Genomic DNA, 22612 nt, shown 5'->3' with positions numbered 1-22612 from the left:
CCCATGTCCTTGAACCACTCACCGGAGACGCAGACGAAGCTCATCGCAAGGGTCCCCACGATAACGGGACGCGAACTCCCCGAGTGGTTCCAAGCCATCGACAACGGCCCGTCCTTCCTGAGGTGTGACGAGCGGGCCAACTGGCTCGCCGACGAGCACGGGCTGACCCACGGCTACGCCGCCGCGATCGTGCTGGAGCACGAGCGGCACCGCCGTACCCGGATGGGCTCGATCTAGAGCTCTTCCCCACCCCGCGCCCGTGCTCGCCGCACGGGCGCGTCATCATGAACACATGGATCTGGACAAGGCACTCGGCTTCATCGAGACCAACCACCACGCAGTCCTGCTGACCAGCCGTCGCGGAGGGCACCCGCAGATGTCGCCGGTGCTGGCGGGCGTGGCCGACGGTCGCATCGTCGTCAGCACGCGCGAGACGGCGATGAAGGTGCACAACATCCGCCGTGATCCCCGCGTCTCCCTCTGCGTGCTCGCCGACGGCTTCTTCGGCCAGTGGCTCCAGGTCGACGGGACGGCCGAGATCGTCTCCCTGCCGGAGGCGATGGACCAGCTCGTCGCCTACTACCGCGACATCTCCGGCGAACACCCCGACTGGGACGGCTACCGCGAGGCCATGGTCCGCGATCGGCGCGTCATCGTCCGCGTGACCCCGCTCCAGGCGGGCCCGGACCGTCAGGGCTGACCCGCACCACGCGAAACGGCCCCGCACCGGCCGTGAGACCGGTACAGGGCCGCCTGGCACGATCTAGGACAGGCGCTCCAGCACCATCGCCATGCCCTGGCCGCCGCCCACGCACATGGTCTCCAGACCGAGGCTCTTGTCGTGGTGACGCAGGCTGTTGATCAGCGTCGAGGTGATGCGCGCGCCGGTCATCCCGAACGGGTGCCCCACGGCGATGGCCCCGCCGTTGACGTTGAGCCGGTCGAGGTCGATCCCGAGGTCCTGGTACGACGGGATCACCTGCGCCGCGAACGCCTCGTTGATCTCCACCAGGTCGATGTCCTCGACCGCCATCCCGGCCCGGGACAGCGCCTGCTTCGAGGCCTCCACCGGCCCCAGGCCCATGATCTCGGGCGAGAGCCCGCTGACGCCGGTGCTGACGATCCGGGCCAGCGGCGTGATGCCCAGCTCGGCCGCCTTGACGTCGCTCATGATGACCAGGGCCGCCGCGCCGTCGTTGAGCGGGCAGCAGTTGCCGGCGGTGACCGTGCCGTCGGGGCGGAAGACCGGCTTCAGCGAGGCCACCCCCTCGTACGTGGTGCCGGCCCGGGGGCCGTCGTCCTTGGCGACCACGGTGCCGTCGGGGAGGGTGACGGGGGTGATGTCCTTCTGCCAGAACCCGTCGGCAAGCGCCTTCTCGGCCAGGTTCTGGGAGCGCACGCCGAACTCGTCCTGCTCGCGGCGGCTGACGCCCTTGAGCTGGGCCAGGTTCTCGGCGGTCTGCCCCATGGCGATGTAGATGTCGGGGACGGCGCCGTCCTCGCGCGGGTCGTGCCAGGTCTGACCGCCCTCGGCCGCCTGCTTGGTGCGGCCCAGCGCGTCGAGGAAGAGCGGGTTGTGGGTGTCGGGCAGCGAGTCGGAGTTGCCCTTGGCGAACCGGGAGACGGTCTCGACGCCGGCCGAGACGAACACGTCACCCTCACCCGCCTTGATCGCGTGGAAGGCCATCCGCGTCGTCTGCAGCGAGGAGGAGCAGTAACGCGTGACGGTCGTGCCCGGCACGGTGTCGAGCCCGAGCAGCACCGCCACCACCCGGGCCATGTTGAAGCCCTGCTCGCCGCCCGGCAGGCCGCAGCCGAGCATGAGGTCGTCGATCGTGTTCGGGTCGAGCTGGGGCACCTTGGCCAGCGCCGCCTGGATCATCTGTACGGTCAGATCGTCGGGACGGATGTCCTTGAGCGACCCCTTGAAGGCTCGTCCGATCGGGGAACGCGCGGTTGCGACGATGACTGCCTCGGGCATGGCCCCTCCTTGTGTCCGGCGCTGATATTAGAACTATATTCCAGTCCTCCTCGCAAGCACCCCGGGGCCCCGCGTCAGCCGTACATGCCGGGGGCGGTGGCGGTGTGGTCGTTGACGGCGTGCACGGCGCCCTTCTCGTCGCGCCACAGGCGCCAGCCGTCCTGGCTGCCGGTGAACCAGGGTGGCGGGGCGCTCATGGGGGAGACGCGGGTGCCGCTGCCGAGGTCGTACTCGCAGACGGCGGCCGTGGAGTAGAAGCCGGGGGCCTGGCCGCGCAGCGGCAGCGGCTTGGGGTCGGTGACGCAGAAGGACCAGCCCCGCTCCTCGCCCACCTGTGCGGGCTTGCCCGAGACCAGGTCGAAGGCGCTGCCCTTGGCGTCGTGCTTGAGGAAGCCCAGTTTGTCCATGCGGTCGGGGAAGGCCAGCCACCAGCCCGAGCCGGGGACGTCGGAGGCGGTGATCTGGCCGACCACCCGGCCGGTCTCGGAGTCGAGCCTGGCGAAACCGCCGTAGGCGCCCTGGCGGTCGACCGGGCGTACGACGGGCGCGTAGCCGGGGCTGCCGCTCGGGTAGACGCGCACGACCGAGGGACGCATCCAGTTGACCGTGCCGTCGCCGATCCGGATGGAGAACAGGCCGAAGGTGGAGACCTTCTTCGTCTGGGGGTTGGTGTAGGGGGCGACGTAGCCGACCAGGTTGTCGCCGGTCGAGCCGAACGCCCACCCGCCCGACAGGTCGATGCCCGGTCCGAGCGCCTGCTCGATCGGCTGCTGCCACTGGAGCTTGCCGGTCTTGACGTCGTACGACTCGATCATGGGGTTGGCGGCCATCCGCAGCAGCAGGACCCGGGCCGGGTCGGACCACTCGACCTCGGAGATGCCGGGCAGCTTCCACATCACCCGGCCGGTGGCGGGATCGAGCACGACCATGCGGGCGTGGGCCAGGGCGGTGTGCTCCGACACGCACAGGTACGGGCCGCAGCGCTGCGGCCCGAACGTGGAGTGCATCGGCCGGGTCCACTTCTGCGCCCCGGACCGGGCGTCGCGGGCGATGAGGGTGGCGTTCCAGCGCCCCTTCCTGGTCGGGTCGAGCGCCACGATCACCCCCTGGCCCTTGGCCGTCTCCACGATCGCGGGGGCCGAGACGCCCATGCCGGGCAGGCGGCCCGCCATGGTCGCCGGGTACGCCCACAGGCGCCGCCCGTTGTCGAGGCCGAGCGCCACGGTCTCCAGCGTGCCGTCGGGCTTCATGGACGTCGTGGTCACCACACCGGCCGCGGACACGATCCGGCTGACCGCGTTGACCTGGGTGTTCTGCCAGGAGGGGAAGTTCGCCGTGGCGGCGTCGCTGCCGGAGCAGGCGGTCAGGGCGAGGGTCCCCGCGAGGGCCAGGGAAGGTTTCATGAGGGGCCGGAGCACAGACAATTCACTCCAAAGAGAACGAGGAGTGACGGCTAGGGCTCGGAGGGTGACCGGATCAGGGGTCGTCAAGCCCTCCGCCACGCACGTTCACGCGTCGGTGGGGGGCGTCGAGTCGTCCGCCGGGCGCGCTCAGGCGTCGGTGGGCGTCTCGCCGAGTCGCCGGCGGAACAGCGTGGCCCACTTGCCGTGGAGCCCCGTCGCCCGCCCGTCGACCCGGGTCGCGCTGACCTCGGTGCCGGGCTCCTCCGCGGCCGTTGCCGCCGCAAGGTAGATCGGTTGCAGTCCTTCGCCCCGCGCGGGCCGCGGCTCAGGCCACAGCCCCAACGCAGCGCACACCGACGGTAGCACCGCGTAAGCGGCCTGCGCGTAACCTCGGTCAGATGGATGGAAACGATCCGGTCCGAACATTTCTGTCGGATTTGTATCGAATTCCGGCCCCAGGACGTCGGCGAACGCCACCGTCCGGCCGCCCGCGTCCACCACGGCGACGGTCTGGGCCGCCGCGAGCTGACGGCTCCACCGCCGGGTCACCCAGCGCAGCGGCTGGGCGATGGGCCGCACCGTGCCCAGGTCGGGGCAGGTGCCGACGACCACCTCGACGCCCGCCTCGCGCAGCCGCCGCACCGCCTTGGCCAGATGGCGCACCGCGACGGCCGGCGGCGTCTGGGTGATGATGTCGTTGGCGCCCACGAAGATCACCGCCACGTCCGGGCGCATGGCGAGGGCGGCGTCCACCTGTTCGGGCAGCTCCGCGGAGGGGGCGCCGGACTTGCCCGCGACGAGCAGGTGCACCGGGCGCTCGGCCACGGCCGCCACGCCGTTGGCCAGGAGTACGGCGGGGGTGTGGCTGGGATCGGTCATGCCCAGGCCCACCGAGGTTGAATCGCCGAGCATGACCATGTTGAGGGGGATTCCGTGGAAATCGCCGTAGATGCCGTCCGAGGGCGGTCCGTCCAGACCGTGAGGGCGGCCGATGGCCTTGCGTGCGAGCAGTCCCTCAGCGATCAGCAGGCCGTACGCCGTGGCTCCGAGCGCCGTCAGCCCGCCACCTCCGAGCGCGGCCGCCATGGCGATCCTCCTGGCCGCGCGTGCCATGCCTGCTGCCCAGACCACGTAGTGTCCTCCCGGTCGAACTCGGCGGTAGCGTTTGCTTGAAAACTAGCCGAGGGCCTGCCACCCCCAATGGATCTCGGCCTCGGGCAAGCTGATCAAGCTTCGGCAAAGAAGGTGAACACCTCGGTGCGCGTTTACGATTCCCTGGTCGATCTCATGGGGAACACTCCGCTCGTCCGGCTGCACAAGGTCACGGCGGGGATCTCCGCCCAGGTGCTGGCCAAGGTCGAATACTTCAATCCCGGCGGTTCGGTCAAGGACCGCATCGCGCTGCGCATGATCGAGGCCGCCGAGGCGTCGGGCGCGCTGCGGCCGGGCGGTGTCATCGTGGAGCCGACGTCCGGCAACACCGGTGTGGGCCTGGCCATCGTGGCCCAGCAGAAGGGCTACCGGTGCCTGTTCGTGGTGCCCGACAAGGTGGCCCAGGACAAGATCGCGGTGCTGCGCGCGTACGGGGCCGAGGTCGTGGTCTGCCCGACCGCCGTCTCGCCCGACCACCCGGAGTCGTACTACTCGGTCTCCGACCGGCTGGCCCGCGAGATCCCCAACGCCTGGAAGCCCGACCAGTACTCCAACGTCAACAACCCCGACTCCCACTACCACTCCACCGGTCCCGAGCTGTGGGAGCAGACCGACGGCCGGATCACGCACTTCGTGGCGGGCATCGGCACCGGCGGCACGATCAGCGGCACCGGCCGCTACCTCAGGGAGGTCTCCGACGGCCGGGTGAAGATCATCGGGGCCGACCCCGAGGGCTCGGTGTACTCCGGCGGCTCCGGCCGTCCGTACCTGGTGGAGGGCGTGGGCGAGGACATCTGGCCGGCCACGTACGACACCGGGATCTGCGACGAGATCATCGCGGTGTCCGACAAGGACTCCTTCAACATGACCCGCCGCCTGGCCCGCGAGGAAGGGCTGCTGGTCGGCGGCTCGTGCGGCATGGCCGTGGTGGCGGCGCTGCAGGTGGCGGCCAAGGCCGGGCCCGACGACGTGGTGGTCGTGCTGCTGCCCGACGGCGGCCGCGGCTACCTGTCGAAGATCTTCAACGACGACTGGATGGCCGACTACGGCTTCCTGACCACCAGCTCGGACGAGGGTCTGGTCGGCGACGTGCTGGCGCGCAAGGGACCGGGCCTGCCGGAGTTCGTGCACGCCCACCCGCACGAGTCGGTCGGCACGGCCATCTCGATCATGCGCGAGTACTCGGTGTCGCAGCTCCCGGTCATGAAGGAGGAGCCGCCGGTCATGGCGGCCGAGGTGGTCGGCTCGATCGTCGAGCGCGACCTGCTGGAGGCTCTCTACCACGGCAGGCTCGCCTCCGACGACCCGATCTCCGACCACATGTCGGCGCCGCTACCCACGATCGGCAGCGGTGAACCCGTCGCGCGCGCGGTCGAGGCGCTGGAGAAGGCCGACGCGGCCGTCGTCCTGGAGGACGGCAAGCCCGCCGGGCTGATCACCCGGCAGGACCTGCTCGCCTTCCTCGCCAATCACTGATCAGGGTTCCTGATCGACTCGATCACGGTGCCGAGGCCCTCGTGGCCCCGTCCCTCGGCGTCGGCGCGCTCGAAGAGCCGCTTCAGCGCGTTCGGCACCGTGGTCTCCACCCCCGCCTCGGCCAGCGCGTGCACGACGTGGCCCAGGCCGACGGCCTGCATGTGCAGGGAGTTCAGCTCGCCGGGGTAGACGCCGGCGGCGAACTCCTCGGCCAGGACCTTGGCGAACCCCATCGTGCCGTCGCCGCCGAGCTGGGTGAAGGTCTCCCGCGCGTACGGCAGGAACTCCAGCGGGGAGACCCCGGCCGTGCGCAGCATCGCCATGGCGTGCATCTGGCTGGTCAGGCTCGACCAGAAGATCAGCAGCAGCGACTGGTAGTACATCATCGCCAGGCCCTCGTCGTCGCCGACGTGGACGACGTCGCCGAGTGCCCTGAGCGTCGCGGTGTGCCGGTCCAGCACGTCCTTCGGGCCGCTGTAGAAGGAGTACGCGCCCGGCTGCCCGATGCCCGGGGGCGGGACCATGATCCCGGCGGTGATGAGCGTGCCACCGCGTCCGGCCACCCAGCGGGCCGCCGCGCGCAGCTCCTCGGGGGTGCCCGAGCTGAGGTTGACCAGCACCTTCCCGTCGAGCCTGGCCTCGCCGAGGCTGTCGTACATCGCCTGGTAGGCGATCTGGCTGATCACCAGCAGGTCGCCGTCCGCGGCCGAGGCCGCACGCCGGGCTCCCCGGGCGACCAGCGGTTCGGTCTTGCTCGCCGTACGGTTCCACACGGCCACGTCGAAACCCGCGCCGAGGAACGTCTCGGCCATCTTCGACCCCATCGGGCCGAGTCCCACAACTGTCACCTGAGTCATGACAGGGAGCCTGCGACACCGCGCTACGGAAATCCTTACGACCGGCTACGGGTTAGGCTCTGCATGGTGCGATTCGGGGTGCTCGGCCCGCTGGCCGTCTCGACCGGCGGCGAGGAGGTCCACGTCGCCGAGCCCAAGGTCCGCGCGCTCCTCGCCGCCCTGCTGGCGGCCGGCGGCGGTCCGGTCTCCGCCGACCGGCTGATCGACGACCTGTGGGGCGACCGGCCCACCCGCAACCCGCTCGGCACCCTCCAGGCCCGCGTCTCCCAGCTCCGCCGCGCGCTCGGCGACCCCGCCGTGATCGTCCACGGCCCGGCCGGTTACCGGCTGGCCGCCCACGACTCCGACGCCGCCCGCTTCCGCGCGCTGGCGGGCCGCCGCGGGGCCGCCCCGCGTGAGCGGGCCCGCGAGCTGGAGCAGGCCCTCGCGCTGTGGCGGGGTCCGGCCTACGCCGACTTCGCCGACGAGGGGTTCGCCCGTGCCGAGATCACCCGGCTGACCGAGCTGCGCCTGTCGGCCCTGGAGGAGCAGGCCGAGGTACGCCTCGCCCTCGGCCAGGACGTCGACCTCGCCGACCTGGTCGCCCGGCACCCGCTGCGCGAACGGCTGCGCGCCTCGCACATGAAGGCCCTGTACCGGGGCGGCAGGCAGAGCGAGGCGCTGGCCGGTTACGAGGAGCTGCGCGTCAGGCTGGCCGAGGAGCTGGGGCTCGACCCCTCGCCGGAGCTGGCCGCGCTGCACCGGGCCATCCTGCGCCACGACCCCGCGCTGACCGCCCCGCCGCCCGCCGACCCCGGGCCGCGCACCAACCTGCCCGCACCGCTCACCGCGCTGATCGGCCGCGACGGCGACCTCGCCGAGGTCGCCGGCCTGCTGGCGGAGTCGCGGCTGGTGACCCTGACCGGGTCCGGCGGCGTGGGCAAGACCCGCCTCGCCCTCGCCGCGGCCCGCCGCCTGGCCTTCCCCGACGCTTCCGCCGATGGTTCCGCCGGCGGGTTCGCCGACGGGTTCGCCGACGGTGTGTGGCTGGTGGAGCTGGCCGGGGCCGCGGACGTGGCCGAGGCGGTGGCGGCCGTGCTGGGCGTGCGCGACGACGACTCCGTGCCGCTGGCGTCCAGGCTGGCCAGGGTGCTGGCGGGCGGGAGCGCGCTGCTGGTCCTGGACAACTGCGAGCACCTGGTCGAGCAGGTCGCCGGGTTCGTCTCGGCGGTGCTGCGGGCCGCGCCGGGCCTGCGCGTGCTGGCCACCAGCCAGGAGCCGCTGGGCGTGTCCGGCGAACGGGTCCGCGTCGTCCACCCGCTGCCCGAGCCCGACGCCGTACGGCTCTTCGCGGCCCGCGCGGACGTCGAGCCCGGCCCCGCCGTGGCCGACATCTGCCGGCGGCTCGACGGCATCCCGCTGGCCCTGGAGCTGGCGGCGACGCGGGTGCGGGCGCTCGGCGTACAGGAGCTGGCCGCCCGGCTGGACGACAGGTTCAGGCTGCTCAGCGCCGGGATGCGGGACGCGCCGGCCCGGCAGCGCACGCTGCGGGCCACCATCGACTGGAGCTGGGAGCTGCTGTCGGCCGAGGAGCGCACAGTGCTGCGGCGGCTGGCCGTGCACGCCGACGGCTGCACGCTGGAGGCCGCCGAGGCGGTCTGCGCCGAGCCCGGCGTGGACGTGCTCGACGTGCTGGCCAAACTCGTGGACCGGTCGCTGGTGGTCGTGGCGAGCGGGCCACGCTACCGGCTGCTGGAGTCGGTGACCGCCTACTGCCTCGAACGGCTGCGCGAGGCCGGCGAGCACGACCTGCTGCGCGAGCGGCACGCCCGCCACTACACCGGCCTGGCCGCCCGCGCCGAGCTGCGCGGCCCGCGCCAGCACGAGTGGCTGGACCGGCTGGACGCCGAGAGCGCCAACCTGCGGCTGGCCCTGTCCGGCCCCGAGGCCCTGCGCCTGGCCAACGCGCTGGCCTGGTACTGGATCCTGCGCGGCAGGCTGCGCGAGGCCCGCAGGTCGATCGAGGCGGCGCTGGCGGCGGGCGGCGAGGAGAGCGCCGCCGCCCTGGCCTCGGTCTGGCTGGCCGGCATCGGGCTGCTGCTCGGCGAGCCCACCCCGCCGGTACGCCGGGCCGCGCTCGACCGTACGGGGGCCGCGCTGGCCGACTGGTTCCTGAGCTTCGTCCGCTGGGCGTACGGCGACCACGCGGCGCACCGGGCCGCCGTCGGGCGGGCGCTCGCGGCGTACGAGGAGCTGGGGGACCGGTGGGGGATGGCGGCGGCGCTGTGCCTGCGGGGAAAGCTCGCGGTGGGCCGCGGCGACCTGGCGGCGATGGAACGCGACGGCGAGCGGGGCCTGGCCGTCTTCCGGGAGCTGGGGGACGAGTGGGGGCAGGTCGAGGCCATGGACGTCCTCGACCGGGTGGCCGAGATCCGCGGCGACTACGAGGGGGCGGCCCGGCTGCGGCACGAGGCGCTGCGGCTGGCCGAGGGGCTGGGGTTCGACGTGTCGTTCAAGCTGGCCGCGATCGGACGGCTCGCGCTGCTCACGGGCGACTACGAGCGGGCCGACGACTTCCACGGGCGGGCCTTGCGGCTGGCGGTGGCGCAGTCGTACCGGTCGGCGGAGGAGAACGCGCTGCTCGGCCTGGCCATGAGCGCCCGCAGGCAGGGGCGGTACGAGGAGGCGGAGTCGTACCTGCTGTCGGCGCTCGACTGGCTGCGGAAGGTGGACGGCACGCCCGGGACGGCGTTCGTCATGGCGGAGTGGGGGTTCGTGGCCGAGCAGCGCGGCGATGCCGGGACCGCGCTGGCCCGCCATCACGAGGGGTACGGGGACGCCTGCGCGACGGGCGACCCGAGGGCCGTCGCGCTGGCCCTGGAGGGGCTGGCGGGCGCGCTGTCGATCGCGGGCGGGGAGCGGCTGGAGGAGGCGGCCGGGAAGCTGGGACGGGCGGCGGCGATCCGGCGAGCCGTCGGCGCGCCCCTGCCCGCCGGCGAACGCCACGACGTCGACCGCATCACCAGCCGCCTGCGCGCCGCCCTCGGCGAGGACCACTTCACCCGCTCCTTCACCGCGGGCGAGCTCTCCCTCGGAGAAGCCCCTCTCGGCTCAGGGCAACTCGACCTCGGTGAGCCCCCTCTCGGCTCGGGGCAACTCGACCTCGCTGAGCCCCCTCTCGGCTCAGGGGAGGGGGAACTCGGCGATCACTTCCCAGGGGCCCTCGGGGGACGGGCCCGCGTAGAGCCTGCCGCCCAGCGCCTCCACCCGCTCGGCCATGCCGACCAGCCCGAACCCGCCGCCCAGCCGGGACACCCGCGGGTCCGACGCGGTTGAGCCGAAGTTCCGCACCCGCAGCACGACGACCCGCTCGTACCGCCGCAGATCGGCCTCGACCCAGGCGGCCCGGGTGGCGTGCTTGCGCACGTTGGTGAGCGACTCCAGCAGGACCCGGTGCAGCGTCGTCATCACCTCCGGCGGCAGCGTGCGGTCGTCGATGCCCGACCCGATCTCGAACGCCACCTTCGGCCCCTCTACCGAGAACCGTTCGGTCAGGAGCCGCAGGTCGGCCAGCGTCGTGCCGGGCCTGCGGTCCGCCTCGTCCTCGGTGCGCAGGACGGTCACCATGCGCCGCATCGAGGTCAGCGCCTCCGACCCGGCCGAGGCGATCGCGTCGAGCGCGGGCAGCACCGCCTCGGGCTTGTGCTCGGCGACCGTACGGGCGGCCTGGGCCTGGACGACGATGCCGGTGATGTGGTGGGCGACCAGGTCGTGCAGTTCCCTGGCCAGTTCGAGGCGTTCGGCCCGCCGTACGGAATGCACCGCCTCGGTACGGCGCTCCTGCTGGAACCGTAGGTAGCCGCCGATGCCCGCGGCCATCGACCACCCCGCGAACAGCAGGAACGCGAACGCCAGCCCCGCGGTGGGGTAGTCGCGCCTGGCCGACTCAGCCATCAGCACGGCCAGCCCCACGAGCGCCAGCACCGCCGCCCGCCGTACCGGCTCCACGTGCCGCAGCACGCCGATGAGAAGGACCAGCAGCGACCCCGTCTCGGCCATGCCGGGCGCGCCCAGCGCGTCGACCGACGCGATGACCAGCGACACGGCGAAGGACAGCCCCAGCAGCGCGCAGAAGCCCTCAAGCCGGTGGCGGCGGCGCAGGACGACCGCCGCGATCCCGGCCGCGCCGCAGAACGGCACGAACCACTGCAGCCCCCCGGTGCTGACGGCGATGGCCAGGTCGAGCATCAGCATCAGGCCGAGCCAGCCGAGCATCGCGATCTCGCTCAGCCGCCGGACCCAGTACACGACGCCCTTCGAATCCCCCACGTCACGAGAGTAGGCCGGAAGTCGGACAACTCGTATCAACCGATCGGCCGACCCGGTCGCCGGCGGACCAGCCCTTCAGCGGAGGCGGCGGCGCAGGCCGCTCGGCGATGCTGGAAGCACGTCGGAAGGGGGACAGGACATGGTGGTCATCGGATTCGTTCTGCTGGGGTTGGGACTGGTCGTCACGGCGCTGCTCGCGCTGGCCGACCCGGTGTTGCTCTCCCGCATCAACGGGGAGGACGCGGAGGGCGGCAGCGGCCGCCACATCGACGTGGAGATCGTACGGCTCAGCGCCCCGGCCGCGACGGCACGCGAGCCCAGGGCGGCCCGAGCCGCATGAACGTGGCCCGCGCGGGCATGGCGCGCGGGCCCGGGGCGGGCGCAGTCGGGGGACGGCCCCGCCTTCGGCCCGCGGTCCGTTGGGGAACGGATCGCGGGCCGCTTTCCGTTAACGTGGGGCCTATGACCAACGGTTTTGAGACCCTGGCGATCCACGCAGGTCAGGAGCCCGACCCGCTGACCGGCGCGGTCGTGCCGCCGATCTACGCCACGTCCACCTACAAGCAGGACGGCGTGGGCGGCCTGCGTTCGGGATACGAGTACAGCCGCTCGGCCAACCCCACGAGGACGGCGCTGGAAGAGGCGCTGGCCGCCGTGGAGGGCGGCGCGCGCGGGCTGGCCTTCGCCTCGGGCCTGGCCGCCGAGGACACCCTGCTGCGCACGGTGTGCAAGCCGCAGGACCACGTGATCATCCCCAACGACGCGTACGGGGGCACGTACCGGCTGTTCGCCAAGGTGCACGAGCGCTGGGGCCTGCACTACGACCCGGTGCCGCTGCACGACCTCGACGCGGTGGCGTCGGCCATGACGCAGAAGACGAAGATCGTCTGGGTCGAGACGCCCACCAACCCGCTGCTCGGCATCGCCGACATCGCCGCCCTGGCCGAGCTCGCCCACGGGAACGGCGCGCTGCTGGTCGTGGACAACACGTTCGCGTCGCCGTACCTGCAGCAGCCCCTGGCGCTCGGGGCCGACGTGGTCGTCCACTCCACCACCAAGTACATCGGCGGCCACTCCGACGTGGTCGGCGGCGCGCTGATCGCGCGGGACAAGGGCCTCGGCGAGGAGCTGACCTACCACCAGAACGCGATGGGCGCGGTGGCCGGCCCGTTCGACGCCTGGCTGACGCTGCGCGGGCTCAAGACCCTCGGCGTGCGCATGGACCGCCACTGCGACAACGCCGAACGCGTCGTCGACCTGCTGCTCGCGCACCCGCGCGTGACCCAGGTGCTCTACCCGGGCCTGCCCGAGCACGCCGGCCACGAGGCCGCCGCCAAGCAGATGCGGCGCTTCGGCGGCATGGTGTCCTTCCGCGTGGCGGGCGGTGAGGCGGAGGCCGTGGAGGTGTGCAACCGGGCCAAGCTGTTCACGCTCGGCGAGTCGCTGGGCGGCGTCGAGTCGCTCATCGAGCACCCGGGCAGGATGACGCACGCCTCCGCGGCGGGCTCGCCCCTGGAGGTGCCGAGCGACCTGGTGCGCCTGTCGGTCGGCATCGAGACGGTCGACGACCTGCTCGCCGACCTCACCCAGGCCCTCGGCTAGGGCGTCGGGACACCGGCCGTCAGGGCGTCGGGACGACCATCAGGAAGAGGATCACCAGCCAGATCAGGGCCAGCAGGCCGCTGATGGCCGCGACCCGGCCGGTCTGCACCTTCGCGTCGTCCTCCGTGTTCTCGCTCTCAAGAGCGCGGAGGGCGGTGCGCAGGTCGCGATCGATGATGACCAGCAGCACGATCGCCACGATGAACAGCGTCATCGACGCCGTCATGTACCACAGGCCGAGCACGCCGTTCCCGACGGCGATCCCCACGGCCACCCCGAACACCAGCACGCCCAAGGACGCGAGGCTGTAGATCCTCGTCGTGCGCTGGATGTTCCGCAGGACGGGCACGTTGTTGGTGCGGATGGCCCGGGGAGCGGCCATCGTCGCGGCGGTCAGCGGGCCGATCGTGAAGATGGCGAAGCCGATGTGCAGCCAGAGAAGCAGGGACATGCGCCTGAGACTAGTCCCCGACGATCTCGGTCGGTGGCTCGACACTCTCTTTAACCTGCGAGGAGCAACGCATGATGAGCTCCGTGGCGGCCACCGCGACGGCCATCAGGGTGATCAGCAGGATCGTGGCAATCATGGGCTCTCCTCCTTCCCCGTGTCCGACGTGAATATCGTCCGTAATGACTAGACGGACGTGCAACGGAATAAGTTCGCCACGGGTATGGTTGGTGACCGTCGCTTTTTTCTTACCTTCAGGGCACAAGGGGGTGCCGTCCGTGGCCATCAGGCACGTCGAGCCGTACACCGACGAGTGGCTGCAGCAGCCGGCCGGCTATGTCGAGCGCGTCGTCGACCTGCTCGGAGCCGAGGTGGCCGACTGGTGGGAGGGTCCGTGCGATCCGCGTGACGCCACCGTCAAGCTCGCCGACGACCACGCGCTGGTGTGGGACGAGGAGAGCGGCTGGCGGCTCGGCCGCTTCGTCGCCGGTGCGGCGGGCGCGCACACCGAGCTGACCGGCGTCCGCTACCTGGGCCACGGGCTGCTGCCCCGGCCGGAGCGCGTGCCGCAGGCTCTGGTGGACGCGCGGGCGGGGGTGGGCGCCAGCTCGGCCTGGCGGCCCTGTTACCGGTCGCACCGCAACTGCCGCGACGGGTTCGACGTCGCCCTCGACTTCTACGCCCGGCTGATCGAAGCCTGACACCCCGGAAGGGCAAGCGCCTCCGCCCGAAGGGCGCCGCTCGCCGCAAGGCTCACCCTGGGGGAAGGGCCTCCGCCCAAAGGCGCTACATCCCTACCTCGATCCCGACTACGTGCACGCCCTGTCCGACAGCCTGGCGCGGGGGGCGACGAACTCGGCGGAGTGCCTCTCGCGGCTCGCACGATCGGGCACGTGAAGCACGTCGATCAGCTGGAGAGGGGTTCTCCCGGCCACGAGCTCCAGGGCGCGGTGTCCGACCTGATGTACCAGCTGCGCATCCCGGACCTTCCGCCGAGCCGCCCGTCCAGCTTGCACATGCGGCTCGGCCGTGCCCTGGCCTGCGTCGACGGCGACCAGAGGGAGGCCCGCGAAGCCCTCGACCGCGCACTGGGCACGTCCGGCCTGAGCCCGTTCGCCGAGGCCGCTCTCGGCGGGGACGTCGCGATCGGGCCGAGCAGGCTGGGCCACTACGCCCAGGCCGATCGTCTCCTGCGGGAGGCGGCGGAGGCCATGGCCCGGTGGTCTCCGCTCTTCCGGGCCCAATTTCTCGGGAGGCAGACGCAGACGGCGGTGCGAGCGGACAAACCGGCGCTCGCCGTGCATCACATGCACAGCCTCACCCGCGCGCTACCGTTCGTCAGCAGCCCCCTCGTGGACACGCGCGTCACCGAGATCCTCACCGCAACAGCCAAATGGGACCGCATCCCGGACGTGCGCACCGCGCGTGAACATCTGCGTTCGATGTTGCCTGCCGAATCCTCTTCCGCCTGACGAAATTCAGCTTCTCTTTCCGGAAGTCAGCGGGAGCGGCGGAGGCGGAGGAAGTCGCTGACGACATATTCGCCGAGCCGGTCCGCGCTCGGTGAGAACACCCGGCCGCCGTTCCTGCGGGCCACCTCGTCCACGAACTCCTTGAGCCGGTCGTCGGCCGCCAGCATGAAGACGTTGATGGTCGCGCGCCGCCGCGTCATCTTGTCGACCTCGGACAGCGTCAGTTCCAGCGTCTCGTGCGACGGCGGCCACTCGAAGGCGGACCTGCCGTTGCGCATGAGGTGGGCGGTCGGCTCGCCGTCGGTGACGACCAGCACCACGGGCTCGAAGTCGGGATGGCGGTCGAGGTGGCGGCCGGCGATGAGGAGGGCGTGGTGCAGGTTGGTGCCCTGGACCATGTCCCAGTCGAGGCCGGCCAGCTCGTCGGGTTGCAGGACCCTGGCGTAGTTGGAGAAGCCGATGATCTGCACGGCGTCCTGCGGGAACTTGGAGGCCACCAGCGCCTGGAGGGCCAGCGCCGTCTGCTTGGCCGCGGCCCACGTGCCGCGCAGGGCCATCGAGTACGACAGGTCGACCAGCAGGCACACCGCCGCGGCGCTGCGGCGTTCGGTCTCGGAGACCTCGAAGTCGTCGACGGACAGCCGCACCCGGGCACGCCCGTCCTGCGGGGCGGTCGCCACGCCGCCGCTGCGCACGCCGTTGACCAGCGTGCGGACGACGTCGATCGGCTGCTCGTCGCCGAAGCGCCACGGCCGGGTGGAGCCGGTCAGCTCGCCGGCCGAGCCCGCGTCGTGCTGGTCGTGGTCGCCGCGCCGGCCCGCGTCGAGGGAGGAGAACACGCGCCGCAGCGCGGTCTCGCCCAGCCGCCGGACCGCCTTGGGGGTCAGCTCCAGCTTGCCGCGGCGGCGCAGCAGGTAGCCCTGCTCCTCCAGCTCGCGTTCGATGCGCTTGAGCGCCTCCAGGTCGTCGACCGCCGCCCGGCCCAGGGCCCGGCGTACGGCCGCCTCGTCGATGTCGTCGAGCCGCGCGCCCGGGTAGTCCTGGCGCAGGGCGGTCTCCAGCTGGGTGAGGTCGGCCAGCTCCTCCAGCGCCGTGACGGCGTCGCCCATGGCGAGGGGCTCGTCGCCGGTCAGCCGCTCGGGCGCGTTCCAGGCCAGGTCGGGACGGCGGGCGTGGAGGGCCTCGCCGAGGCGGCGCATCTGGTCGGACAGGCCGGCCTGGTCGAGCGTCTGGTTGATGAGGTTGGACAGCTCCTCGCGCTGGCGGGGGGTCATCGAGGCCAGCATGCGCTGGGTCGCGGCGGCCCGCCGGGCCAGGATGTCGACGAGCTCCTCGATGTTCCGGGGCTTTTCTGGGAACAAATCGCCATATTTCGCTATAAAGGCGTCAAAGTCTTCTTGGGTGTGCTCGCCTCTGGTGTCCCTGTCCAGCATGTCGTTCAGGTCGGACATCATCTCCCGGACGCGGGCCATGGCCTCGGGGTCGGGATTGGCCAGCGCGTCCCGCAGGCCCCTGAACTGGCTGTCGAGCACCTCGCGCCGCAGCAGGTCGCGCAGCTCCTCGAACGTCTGCCGCGCCGCCGCTGAACGCCACTCGTACGTGTTCAGCTCCTGGATGGCGCTCGCGGTGTCCTCGGGCAGCCCGTCGAGCCCGGCCTCCCGCAGCCGCGCGTCGTCGGACGGGTCGGGGAACAGCTCGGCCCGTTCCTGCCCGATCGCCTTGTCCAGCAGCGCCCGCGCGCGTTCGAGGGTGCCGTCGAGCCGCCCGCGCTCGCGCAGGTCCCTGCGCCGTCTGCGGACCTCCCTGAGCATGTCGTCGAGCCCCCGCCGGTCCTGGCTGCCGGGCAGCCCCCGCTTGAGCAGGTCGCGCAGCGCGTGGACCGGCGTCGAACCGGACAGGATCGCGTCGCCCATCTCGTCGAGGGCCGCGCGTACGTCATAAGGGGGGGCCAGGGGGTCGGGGCCGTCGTGGTATTCGCCGTAGCGGAAGGCCATCACGCTTCCACGCTAACCCCAACTTGCCCCCGCCCGTCTACGGACGCCTGGCCACTTCCCACACCTCGACCGCGCTGTTCGCGTCGGGCGTATAACTCACCTGCGCCTGGACGGCCCGCCCGGCCCCCTTGAGCGCCTTGGCGAGGTCGGTCGACTCGCAGGGCAGCTTGCCGAGCCCGCGCTTGTCGACGCCGGACGCCCTGCCGGACACCCAGCGGTCGCCGCAGCGGGCCGTGGCCCGGTAGAAGGACGTCATGTACGTGTAGCCCAGCTTGATCTGCTTGCCGCCGGTGCTGAACAGGAGCGTGGCGTCGTCGATCCGGGTGATCGAGCCGCGCGCGGTGACCGGCTCCGGCCAGGCGTCGAGCAGGAACTCCTGCGCCTTGACGGCCTTGCCGCCCTCGTACTCCACGCGCAGCGGCACCGCGCCCTCCAGGAACCCTGTGGTGAGCTGGGCGGGCTTGCACGCCGTACGGCCCAGCCCGTCGCGGTCGAGCGCGACCCGCCCCTCGGTCTCCTTCAGGTCGCAGGCCGTCGTCACCCGGCTGTAGGCGGCGCGGGTGTAGTCGAGCCTGAGCTCCTTGGCCCCCGTGACCGGGGTCAGCTTGTAGAGCACGTTGCCGCCGCGCCGGACCTTGGCGGGCTTCATGGGCACGATCCGCAGGGCGCCCTTGCCGTCGGCCCAGGCGTAGCCGTAGACGGGCTTGGCGGTGGCCGTGGCGGTGGCCGCGTGCGCAGGAAGCGCGAGGCCGCCCAGGACGAGGCCGACGGCGGTGGCATGGATGAGCAGGCGCATGGGCGGTTCCCCCCGGAGTCGTGATCAACCAAACACTACGACGCGGGAAACCGCCCGTTTGTTCACGTCCTGTAGATCGTGACCCCGTCGAGGTCTTCCCTTGACAGCCGCCGCATCAGGTAAAGACCTTCAAGGGCGAACTCCAGAGCAGCCGCGGCGTGCCCGGGGGACTCCTCGCCGGCGCCCATGCCGAGCCTCGACATGACCTTGGCCAGGCCGCTGACCGGGCCGATCTGGTGCAGCAGCTCGGCCGCGGCCACCATGTCGCCGGACTCCACCTGGTTGCCCTCGGCGAACTTGTCGGTGATGGGGGACAGGTCCATGCCGCCCAGCCTGCTCCTGAACGTCTCGGCCGTGGCCCGGCGCAGCAGGTGGGCCAGGATCTCGGTCTCCCTGCCCTCCTCGCTGACCTCGAACTCCACCTTGCCGCGCAGGCTGTGGACGACGCAGGCCAGGTCGCAGACGCGCGTGACGGCCTGGTCCTCGCCCTTGATCGCGGACCTGCGCACGGCGGAGGCCGCGGCGGTCTCGGCGGCGGCGATCGAGAAGCGCGCCGACACGCCGGAACGGGCGTCGACGGCCGTGGACTCGCGGACCAGCCGGGTGAACCTGGCGATCACCTCGACCAGGTGCTCGGGCACGTCGGCCCCGATGTCGGGCACCGACTCCTGGCGGATGAGCGTGAGCTCGTCCTCGACCGTGAGCGGGTAGTGGGTGCGGATCTCCGCGCCGAACCGGTCCTTCAGCGGCGTGATGATGCGGCCCCTGTTGGTGTAGTCCTCCGGGTTCGCGCTGGCGATGAGCAGGATGTCGAGCGGCAGGCGCAGGTTGTAGCCGCGCACCTGGATGTCGCGTTCCTCCAGCACGTTGAGCAGCGAGACCTGGATGCGCTCGGCCAGGTCGGGCAGCTCGTTGACGGAGAACACGCCGCGGTTGGTACGGGGGACCAGACCGTAGTGGACGGTCTCGGGGTCGCCGAGGGTGCGCCCCTCAGCGATCTTGATCGGGTCGACGTCGCCGATGAGGTCGCCGACGGAGGTGTCGGGAGTGGCGAGCTTCTCGCCGTAACGTTCGTCGCGGTGCTTCCACGCCACCGGCAGCTCGTCGCCCAGTTCCCGCGCCAGGGTCTTGCAGCGCGTGCAGGCGGGTGCGTACGGATGGTCGTTGATCTCGCAGCCCTCGACCACCGGGGTCCACTCGTCGAGCAGGCCGGTGATCGTGCGGATGAGCCGCGTCTTGCCCTGCCCGCGCTCACCGAGCAGGACCAGGTCGTGCCCGGCGAGCAGCGCCCGCTCCAGGTGTGGCAGAACGGTGTCGTCGAAGCCCACTATGCCGGGGAACCGGGTCTCGCCGGCCCGCAGCCTGGCCAGCAGGTTTTCCCGGACCTCGGCTTTGACGCTGCGATGAACGTGGCCGCTCTCTCGCAACTCGCGGAGAATACGTGGCTGATGCACGGGAACGAGACTACGTCCCCCGCGAGAAATGCGGCAGGGAGTTTCGCATCTGGCGGAGATTTCGGATCTTGACCTATTGCGTGACGGTTCGTACGCGTGCTTGTCCCTTTAGTGGGGAGAATCGGCCCTAGGGAACATGGACATGTCGAGGGAGGCGAGAGGCGTGGCCTTGATGACAAGCCGCTTCGCCGACGGCCTCGCCGTGGGTTCCGACCTGGTGGAGGCCGCGGAGAACGCCGTCGGTCAGGCACTGTCGAGGCTCAGCGGGCAAGCGAACCTGGTCTGCTTCTTCATCTGCGGCGAGGACCCCGAGGACGTCGCCAGAGCGGGCCAGGCGGCGATGAAACTCGCGCCCGAGGCGCACGTGATCGGCTGCAGCGCCACGGGAGTGATCGGAGACGGGCAGGGGGTCGAGCTGACGCCCGCGGTGAGCGCGTGGGCGGCCACCCTGGAGGGGGCCAGGCTCACCACGTTCGCGCTGGAGACGCTGGCGGCCGAGGACCGGTTCGTGGTCGTCGGGCTGCCCGAGCGCACGGGGGACGACCACGTGGCGATCCTGCTGGCCGATCCGTACACCTTCCCGACCGACGCGTTCGTGGAGCGTTCGGTCGACGTGCTCGGCGACCTGCCGCTGATCGGCGGGCTGGCCAACGGGCTGCAGGGACGCGGGTCCGTACGGCTGTTCGCGGACGGCAAGATCTACACCGAGGGCGCGATCGGCGTCCTGCTCAGCGGGCCGGTCAAGATCAGTACGGTGGTCAGCCAGGGCTGCCGTCCGATCGGCCCCAGCATGGTGGTCACGGCCTCGGAGGAGAACCTGCTGCTCGAACTGGCCGGACAGCCCGCGCTGGCCCGGCTGGAGGACATCGTCAGCGAGCTGGACGAGGACGACCGCGAACTGGTCGCCGCCGGGCTGCAGATCGGCGTGGCCATGGACGAGTACGCCGAACGCCACGAACGCGGCGACTTCCTCATCCGGGGCGTCATCGGCATCGACCCCGAACGCGAGGCCGTGGCCATCGGGGACATCGTGGAGATCGGCCGTACCGTGCGCTTCCAGGTCAGGGACGCCGCCACCGCCGACGAGGACCTGTACGACCTGCTCGACGCCCACCGCGAGGAACTGGGCAAGGTGGACGGCGCGCTGCTGTTCTCCTGCAACGGCCGGGGCTCGGCGATGTTCGGCACCGCCGACCACGACCCGGTCGCCCTGCGCGACACGCTGGGACCCATCGGCGTCGCGGGCTTCTTCGCCGCGGGCGAGGTCGGGCCGGTCGGCGGGCACAACCACGTGCACGGGCTCACGGCGTCCGTGCTGGTCTTCTCCAGCGCCGCGGAGCCGGAGCTGTCGTGATCCTGGCGATCGACGTCGGCGGCACCAAGATGGCCGCCGGGCTGGTGGCCCACGACGGCACCGTGATCACCTCCCGGCGCGCCGCCACCCCCCAGAACGCCGACGCCGAGACGCTGTGGGACACCCTCACGGCCCTCATCGACCCCCTGTCGGCCCGCGCCGAAGGGGTGGGCGTGGGCTGCGGAGGGCCGATGACCTGGCCCGACGGCGAGGTCTCGCCGCTCAACATGCCCGGCTGGCGCGGCTTCCCGCTGCGCGCCCGCCTCTCCGGCCGCTTCCCCGGCTTACCGGTACGCCTCCACAACGACGCCATCTGCCTGGCCATCGCCGAGCACTGGCAGGGCGCCGGACGGGGGAGCGCCGACATGCTCGGCATGGTGGTCTCCACCGGCGTCGGCGGCGGCCTCATCCTGGACGGGCGCCTGATCAACGGCGGCACGGGCAACGCCGGTCACATCGGGCACGTCGTGGTCGAACCGGACGGCGGCCCCCGCTGCGGCTGCGGCGGCCACGGCTGCCTGGAGGCGGTCGCCCGCGGCCCCGCCCTCACCGCGTGGGCCCTCTCCCAAGGCTGGACCCCTGCCCCTCCGGACGCGGAAGACCCGCCCGCGGACAGCGAGGGCGCGTACCAGGAGGACCGGGCGGTCACCGGGCGGGCGCTGGCGGCCGACGCGCTGGCCGGCGACCCCGTGGCCCTGCTGGCGATGCGACGGGCCGGACGCGCGCTCGGGATCGCCATCGCCTCCGCCACCCACCTGTGCGACCTGGACCTGGTGACGATCGGCGGCGGGCTGTCCCAGGCCGGCGAGCCGCTGTTCGGCCCCCTGGAGGAGGCCCTGCGCGACCACGCCCGGATGGGCTTCGCCCGCCGGCTCAAGGTCATGCCCGCCGCCCTCGGCCAGGAAGCCGGCCTGGTGGGCGCCGCCGCCCTCCTCCTGGCCGGCGGCACCTACTGGCCCTCCTGCCCCTGAGCCCTCGGGAGCGTCTATCGGCCCTCCCGCCCCTGACCCCGCGGGAGCGCCCATTGGCCCTCCCGCGACTGACTTCGCGGGAGGGCCGGCGGGCAGGCGCGAGCCAAGGGTGCGAAGGCCGCGACCTGCCCGTGTCCCTGGCCGAGCAGGGCTGTCCTCGTCGGAGGTCAGCCCTGCTGGGTGCCCTCGCCGTCGCCCGGGTCCGTACGGGTGTCGGAGCGGCCGTCGTTCTGGTCGCCTGCCGGCGGGACGGGCATCGCGGCCGGCTCGCAGGGGCTCACCGCGCCCTTGACGATCTGCAGCGAGGTGGACATCGGAGGCGCCTCGGGCCCGCTGCTGTCCAGGGTGACCGCCAGCACCAAGGTCTGCCCCGCCGGAACCTGACCCTTCGCGATCCGGAAGGAGATCCCGTCGCCGCTCCTGCCGATGCTCGTCTCGAACCGCCCCTCGCCGCCCCCGCGCTGCCCGCGCGGCTCCTTGCAGGTCTGGCCGTACGGCAGGTAGTCCACCACCGCCTTGACCCCCGCCGCCGCCAGCTCGGACGCCAGCCCGCCGGGGTCCCGGAAGGCGTTGATCTCCACCGACACCCCGCCGTCGGCCGTCCCGGTCACCGCGTACGCGGGCCCTCCGCCGAACAGGCCGGTGGCCGCCACGGTGGCGACTGCGGCGACCCCCGCCGCGGCGGTCAACCCTACGAGCCGCCACCGGGGCCGCCGGACGACCGGCGTCACGACGGGCTGCGTCCCGGTCGCCATCTCCTCCTTGAGCGCGTGCAGCAACCGCTCCTCGAAAGTGTTCATGCCTGTCCCTCCACGTACACGGCCGACGGCGAAGCGACGTTCTCAAGGGCACGTCTGGCCCGATGCAGGCGGACCCGCGCGGTCACCTGCCTGACGCCCAGAACGGCGGCCGCCTCGGAGACGGTGAGCTGGTCGATCGCCACGAGCTCCAGCACCGCGCGCTCGCCCTCCGGCAGGCCCGCCATGGCCTCCAGGGCGCCGCGCATCTCGCGCTCGGCGTCGATCCGCTCCTCCATCCGGACGAGGTCGTCGTCGTCCATCAGCCGCCGCCCCGCGATCCGGCCCGCCGCCCGCGCTTCCCGGGCCGACCTGCGGAGCTGGGCCGACACCACGTTGCGGGCCACGCCGTACAGCCACGCGGTCTGACTGCCCCGGCCCGGCACGTAGGTGTGGGCCGAGTCGAGGGCCGCCAGGAAGACGTCGGCGGTCAGGTCGGCGGCGAGATGAGGATCGCTCACCCGCCGGACCACGAACCGCATGACGACGTCGACATGGCGGCGATAGAAGGCCTCGAAGGCCACCGGGTCCTCGTTGAGGCGCACTG

At 72.1% G+C, this 22612-nt stretch carries 21 protein-coding genes and 1 pseudogene; 10 read left to right on the top strand and 12 right to left on the bottom strand.

The genetic code is table 11. The features are described from left to right. Positions 1–3: 3 nt before the first annotated feature. Positions 4–237, top strand: coding sequence for a DUF4287 domain-containing protein (locus tag AB0J97_RS36785; protein WP_357708803.1), 234 nt, complete (start codon positions 4–6; stop codon positions 235–237). A gap of 55 nt (positions 238–292) precedes the next feature. After that, complete coding sequence (locus tag AB0J97_RS36780; protein WP_357708800.1) at positions 293–700, top strand: PPOX class F420-dependent oxidoreductase; 408 nt, start codon at positions 293–295, stop codon at positions 698–700. Between the two features lie 63 nt (positions 701–763). On the opposite strand, the gene AB0J97_RS36775 is transcribed toward AB0J97_RS36780, so the two are convergent. The 3 genes from AB0J97_RS36775 to AB0J97_RS36765 form a co-directional block, all read right to left on the bottom strand. Further along, a complete protein-coding gene (locus AB0J97_RS36775) occupies positions 764–1981 on the bottom strand; it encodes an acetyl-CoA C-acetyltransferase (RefSeq protein ID WP_364097613.1) in 1218 nt (405 codons plus the stop codon). 74 nt (positions 1982–2055) lie between these two features. Continuing rightward, positions 2056–3384, bottom strand: coding sequence for a PQQ-binding-like beta-propeller repeat protein (locus AB0J97_RS36770; RefSeq protein WP_364097610.1), 1329 nt, complete (start codon positions 3382–3384; stop codon positions 2056–2058). Between the two features lie 147 nt (positions 3385–3531). Beyond that, positions 3532–4515 carry an SGNH/GDSL hydrolase family protein gene (locus tag AB0J97_RS36765; RefSeq protein WP_357708793.1) on the bottom strand — a complete coding sequence of 328 codons (984 nt, stop codon included), beginning with the start codon at positions 4513–4515 and terminating at the stop codon, positions 3532–3534. A gap of 126 nt (positions 4516–4641) precedes the next feature. On the opposite strand from AB0J97_RS36765, the gene AB0J97_RS36760 reads away from it, so the two are divergent. Next, the gene (locus tag AB0J97_RS36760; RefSeq protein WP_357708791.1) at positions 4642–6012 is read left to right on the top strand and encodes a cystathionine beta-synthase; all 1371 of its coding nucleotides are present in this window, start codon (positions 4642–4644) and stop codon (positions 6010–6012) included. Here the strand turns inward: AB0J97_RS36760 and AB0J97_RS36755 are convergent. Further along, entirely contained in the window at positions 6006–6860 is an 855-nt protein-coding gene (locus tag AB0J97_RS36755; protein WP_364097606.1) for an NAD(P)-binding domain-containing protein, read from the bottom strand. The two genes, AB0J97_RS36760 and AB0J97_RS36755, sit on opposite strands and share 7 nt — an antisense overlap. Before the next feature lie 72 nt (positions 6861–6932). Between AB0J97_RS36755 and AB0J97_RS36750 the strand changes: the two genes are divergently transcribed. Beyond that, complete coding sequence (locus AB0J97_RS36750) at positions 6933–10184, top strand: BTAD domain-containing putative transcriptional regulator (protein WP_364097603.1); 3252 nt, start codon at positions 6933–6935, stop codon at positions 10182–10184. 276 nt (positions 10185–10460) lie between these two features. Here AB0J97_RS36750 and AB0J97_RS36745 read toward each other — a convergent pair. Then, positions 10461–10727: pseudogene (locus AB0J97_RS36745) on the bottom strand (histidine kinase dimerization/phosphoacceptor domain-containing protein); the annotation flags it as partial. Positions 10728–11316: 589 nt separating this feature from the next. On the opposite strand from AB0J97_RS36745, the gene AB0J97_RS36740 reads away from it, so the two are divergent. Together AB0J97_RS36740 and AB0J97_RS36735 are read left to right on the top strand one after the other, a co-directional pair. Continuing rightward, the gene (locus tag AB0J97_RS36740) at positions 11317–11517 is read left to right on the top strand and encodes a hypothetical protein (RefSeq protein ID WP_364097600.1); all 201 of its coding nucleotides are present in this window, start codon (positions 11317–11319) and stop codon (positions 11515–11517) included. Between the two features lie 122 nt (positions 11518–11639). After that, positions 11640–12779, top strand: a complete 1140-nt coding sequence (locus AB0J97_RS36735; RefSeq protein WP_364097597.1) for a cystathionine gamma-synthase — start codon at positions 11640–11642, stop codon at positions 12777–12779. 19 nt (positions 12780–12798) lie between these two features. Here the strand turns inward: AB0J97_RS36735 and AB0J97_RS36730 are convergent, their stop codons facing one another. Continuing rightward, on the bottom strand, positions 12799–13230 hold the full coding sequence (locus AB0J97_RS36730; protein ID WP_357708777.1) for a hypothetical protein: 432 nt from the start codon (positions 13228–13230) through the stop codon (positions 12799–12801). 10 nt (positions 13231–13240) lie between these two features. Next, positions 13241–13366, bottom strand: a complete 126-nt coding sequence (locus AB0J97_RS36725; RefSeq protein WP_352326121.1) for a hypothetical protein — start codon at positions 13364–13366, stop codon at positions 13241–13243. A 139-nt stretch (positions 13367–13505) separates the two neighbouring features. Here AB0J97_RS36725 and AB0J97_RS36720 point away from each other — a divergent pair, with 139 nt between their 5' ends. After that, positions 13506–13928: a DUF6292 family protein gene (locus AB0J97_RS36720; RefSeq protein WP_357708773.1), complete on the top strand. Its 423-nt coding sequence runs from the start codon at positions 13506–13508 to the stop codon at positions 13926–13928. 192 nt (positions 13929–14120) lie between these two features. Continuing rightward, positions 14121–14699, top strand: a complete 579-nt coding sequence (locus AB0J97_RS36715; protein ID WP_364097592.1) for a hypothetical protein — start codon at positions 14121–14123, stop codon at positions 14697–14699. 26 nt (positions 14700–14725) lie between these two features. Here AB0J97_RS36715 and AB0J97_RS36710 read toward each other — a convergent pair whose 3' ends face one another. The 3 genes from AB0J97_RS36710 to AB0J97_RS36700 form a co-directional block, all read right to left on the bottom strand. Beyond that, complete coding sequence (locus tag AB0J97_RS36710) at positions 14726–16693, bottom strand: hypothetical protein (protein ID WP_364097727.1); 1968 nt, start codon at positions 16691–16693, stop codon at positions 14726–14728. 37 nt (positions 16694–16730) lie between these two features. Further along, positions 16731–17489: a hypothetical protein gene (locus AB0J97_RS36705; protein WP_364097589.1), complete on the bottom strand. Its 759-nt coding sequence runs from the start codon at positions 17487–17489 to the stop codon at positions 16731–16733. 62 nt (positions 17490–17551) lie between these two features. Then, positions 17552–18943 carry a sigma 54-interacting transcriptional regulator gene (locus AB0J97_RS36700; protein ID WP_364097586.1) on the bottom strand — a complete coding sequence of 464 codons (1392 nt, stop codon included), beginning with the start codon at positions 18941–18943 and terminating at the stop codon, positions 17552–17554. A gap of 172 nt (positions 18944–19115) precedes the next feature. On the opposite strand from AB0J97_RS36700, the gene AB0J97_RS36695 reads away from it, so the two are divergent. Beyond that, positions 19116–20297, top strand: a complete 1182-nt coding sequence (locus AB0J97_RS36695; RefSeq protein WP_357708870.1) for an FIST N-terminal domain-containing protein — start codon at positions 19116–19118, stop codon at positions 20295–20297. Then, the gene (locus AB0J97_RS36690; RefSeq protein WP_357708760.1) at positions 20294–21268 is read left to right on the top strand and encodes an ROK family protein; all 975 of its coding nucleotides are present in this window, start codon (positions 20294–20296) and stop codon (positions 21266–21268) included. The genes AB0J97_RS36695 and AB0J97_RS36690 overlap by 4 nt, the downstream gene beginning before the upstream one ends. 167 nt (positions 21269–21435) lie before the next feature. Here AB0J97_RS36690 and AB0J97_RS36685 read toward each other — a convergent pair whose 3' ends face one another. Beyond that, the gene (locus tag AB0J97_RS36685) at positions 21436–22068 is read right to left on the bottom strand and encodes a hypothetical protein (RefSeq protein ID WP_357704029.1); all 633 of its coding nucleotides are present in this window, start codon (positions 22066–22068) and stop codon (positions 21436–21438) included. Then, positions 22065–22610: a sigma-70 family RNA polymerase sigma factor gene (locus tag AB0J97_RS36680; RefSeq protein WP_357704031.1), complete on the bottom strand. Its 546-nt coding sequence runs from the start codon at positions 22608–22610 to the stop codon at positions 22065–22067. Before AB0J97_RS36680 ends, AB0J97_RS36685 begins: the two co-directional genes overlap by 4 nt. Positions 22611–22612 lie beyond the last annotated feature (2 nt).

Source organism: Nonomuraea sp. NPDC049607 (assembly GCF_040675375.1).
Taxonomy (GTDB): domain Bacteria; phylum Actinomycetota; class Actinomycetes; order Streptosporangiales; family Streptosporangiaceae; genus Nonomuraea.
This window is presented reverse-complemented; position numbering and strand designations above follow the sequence as displayed.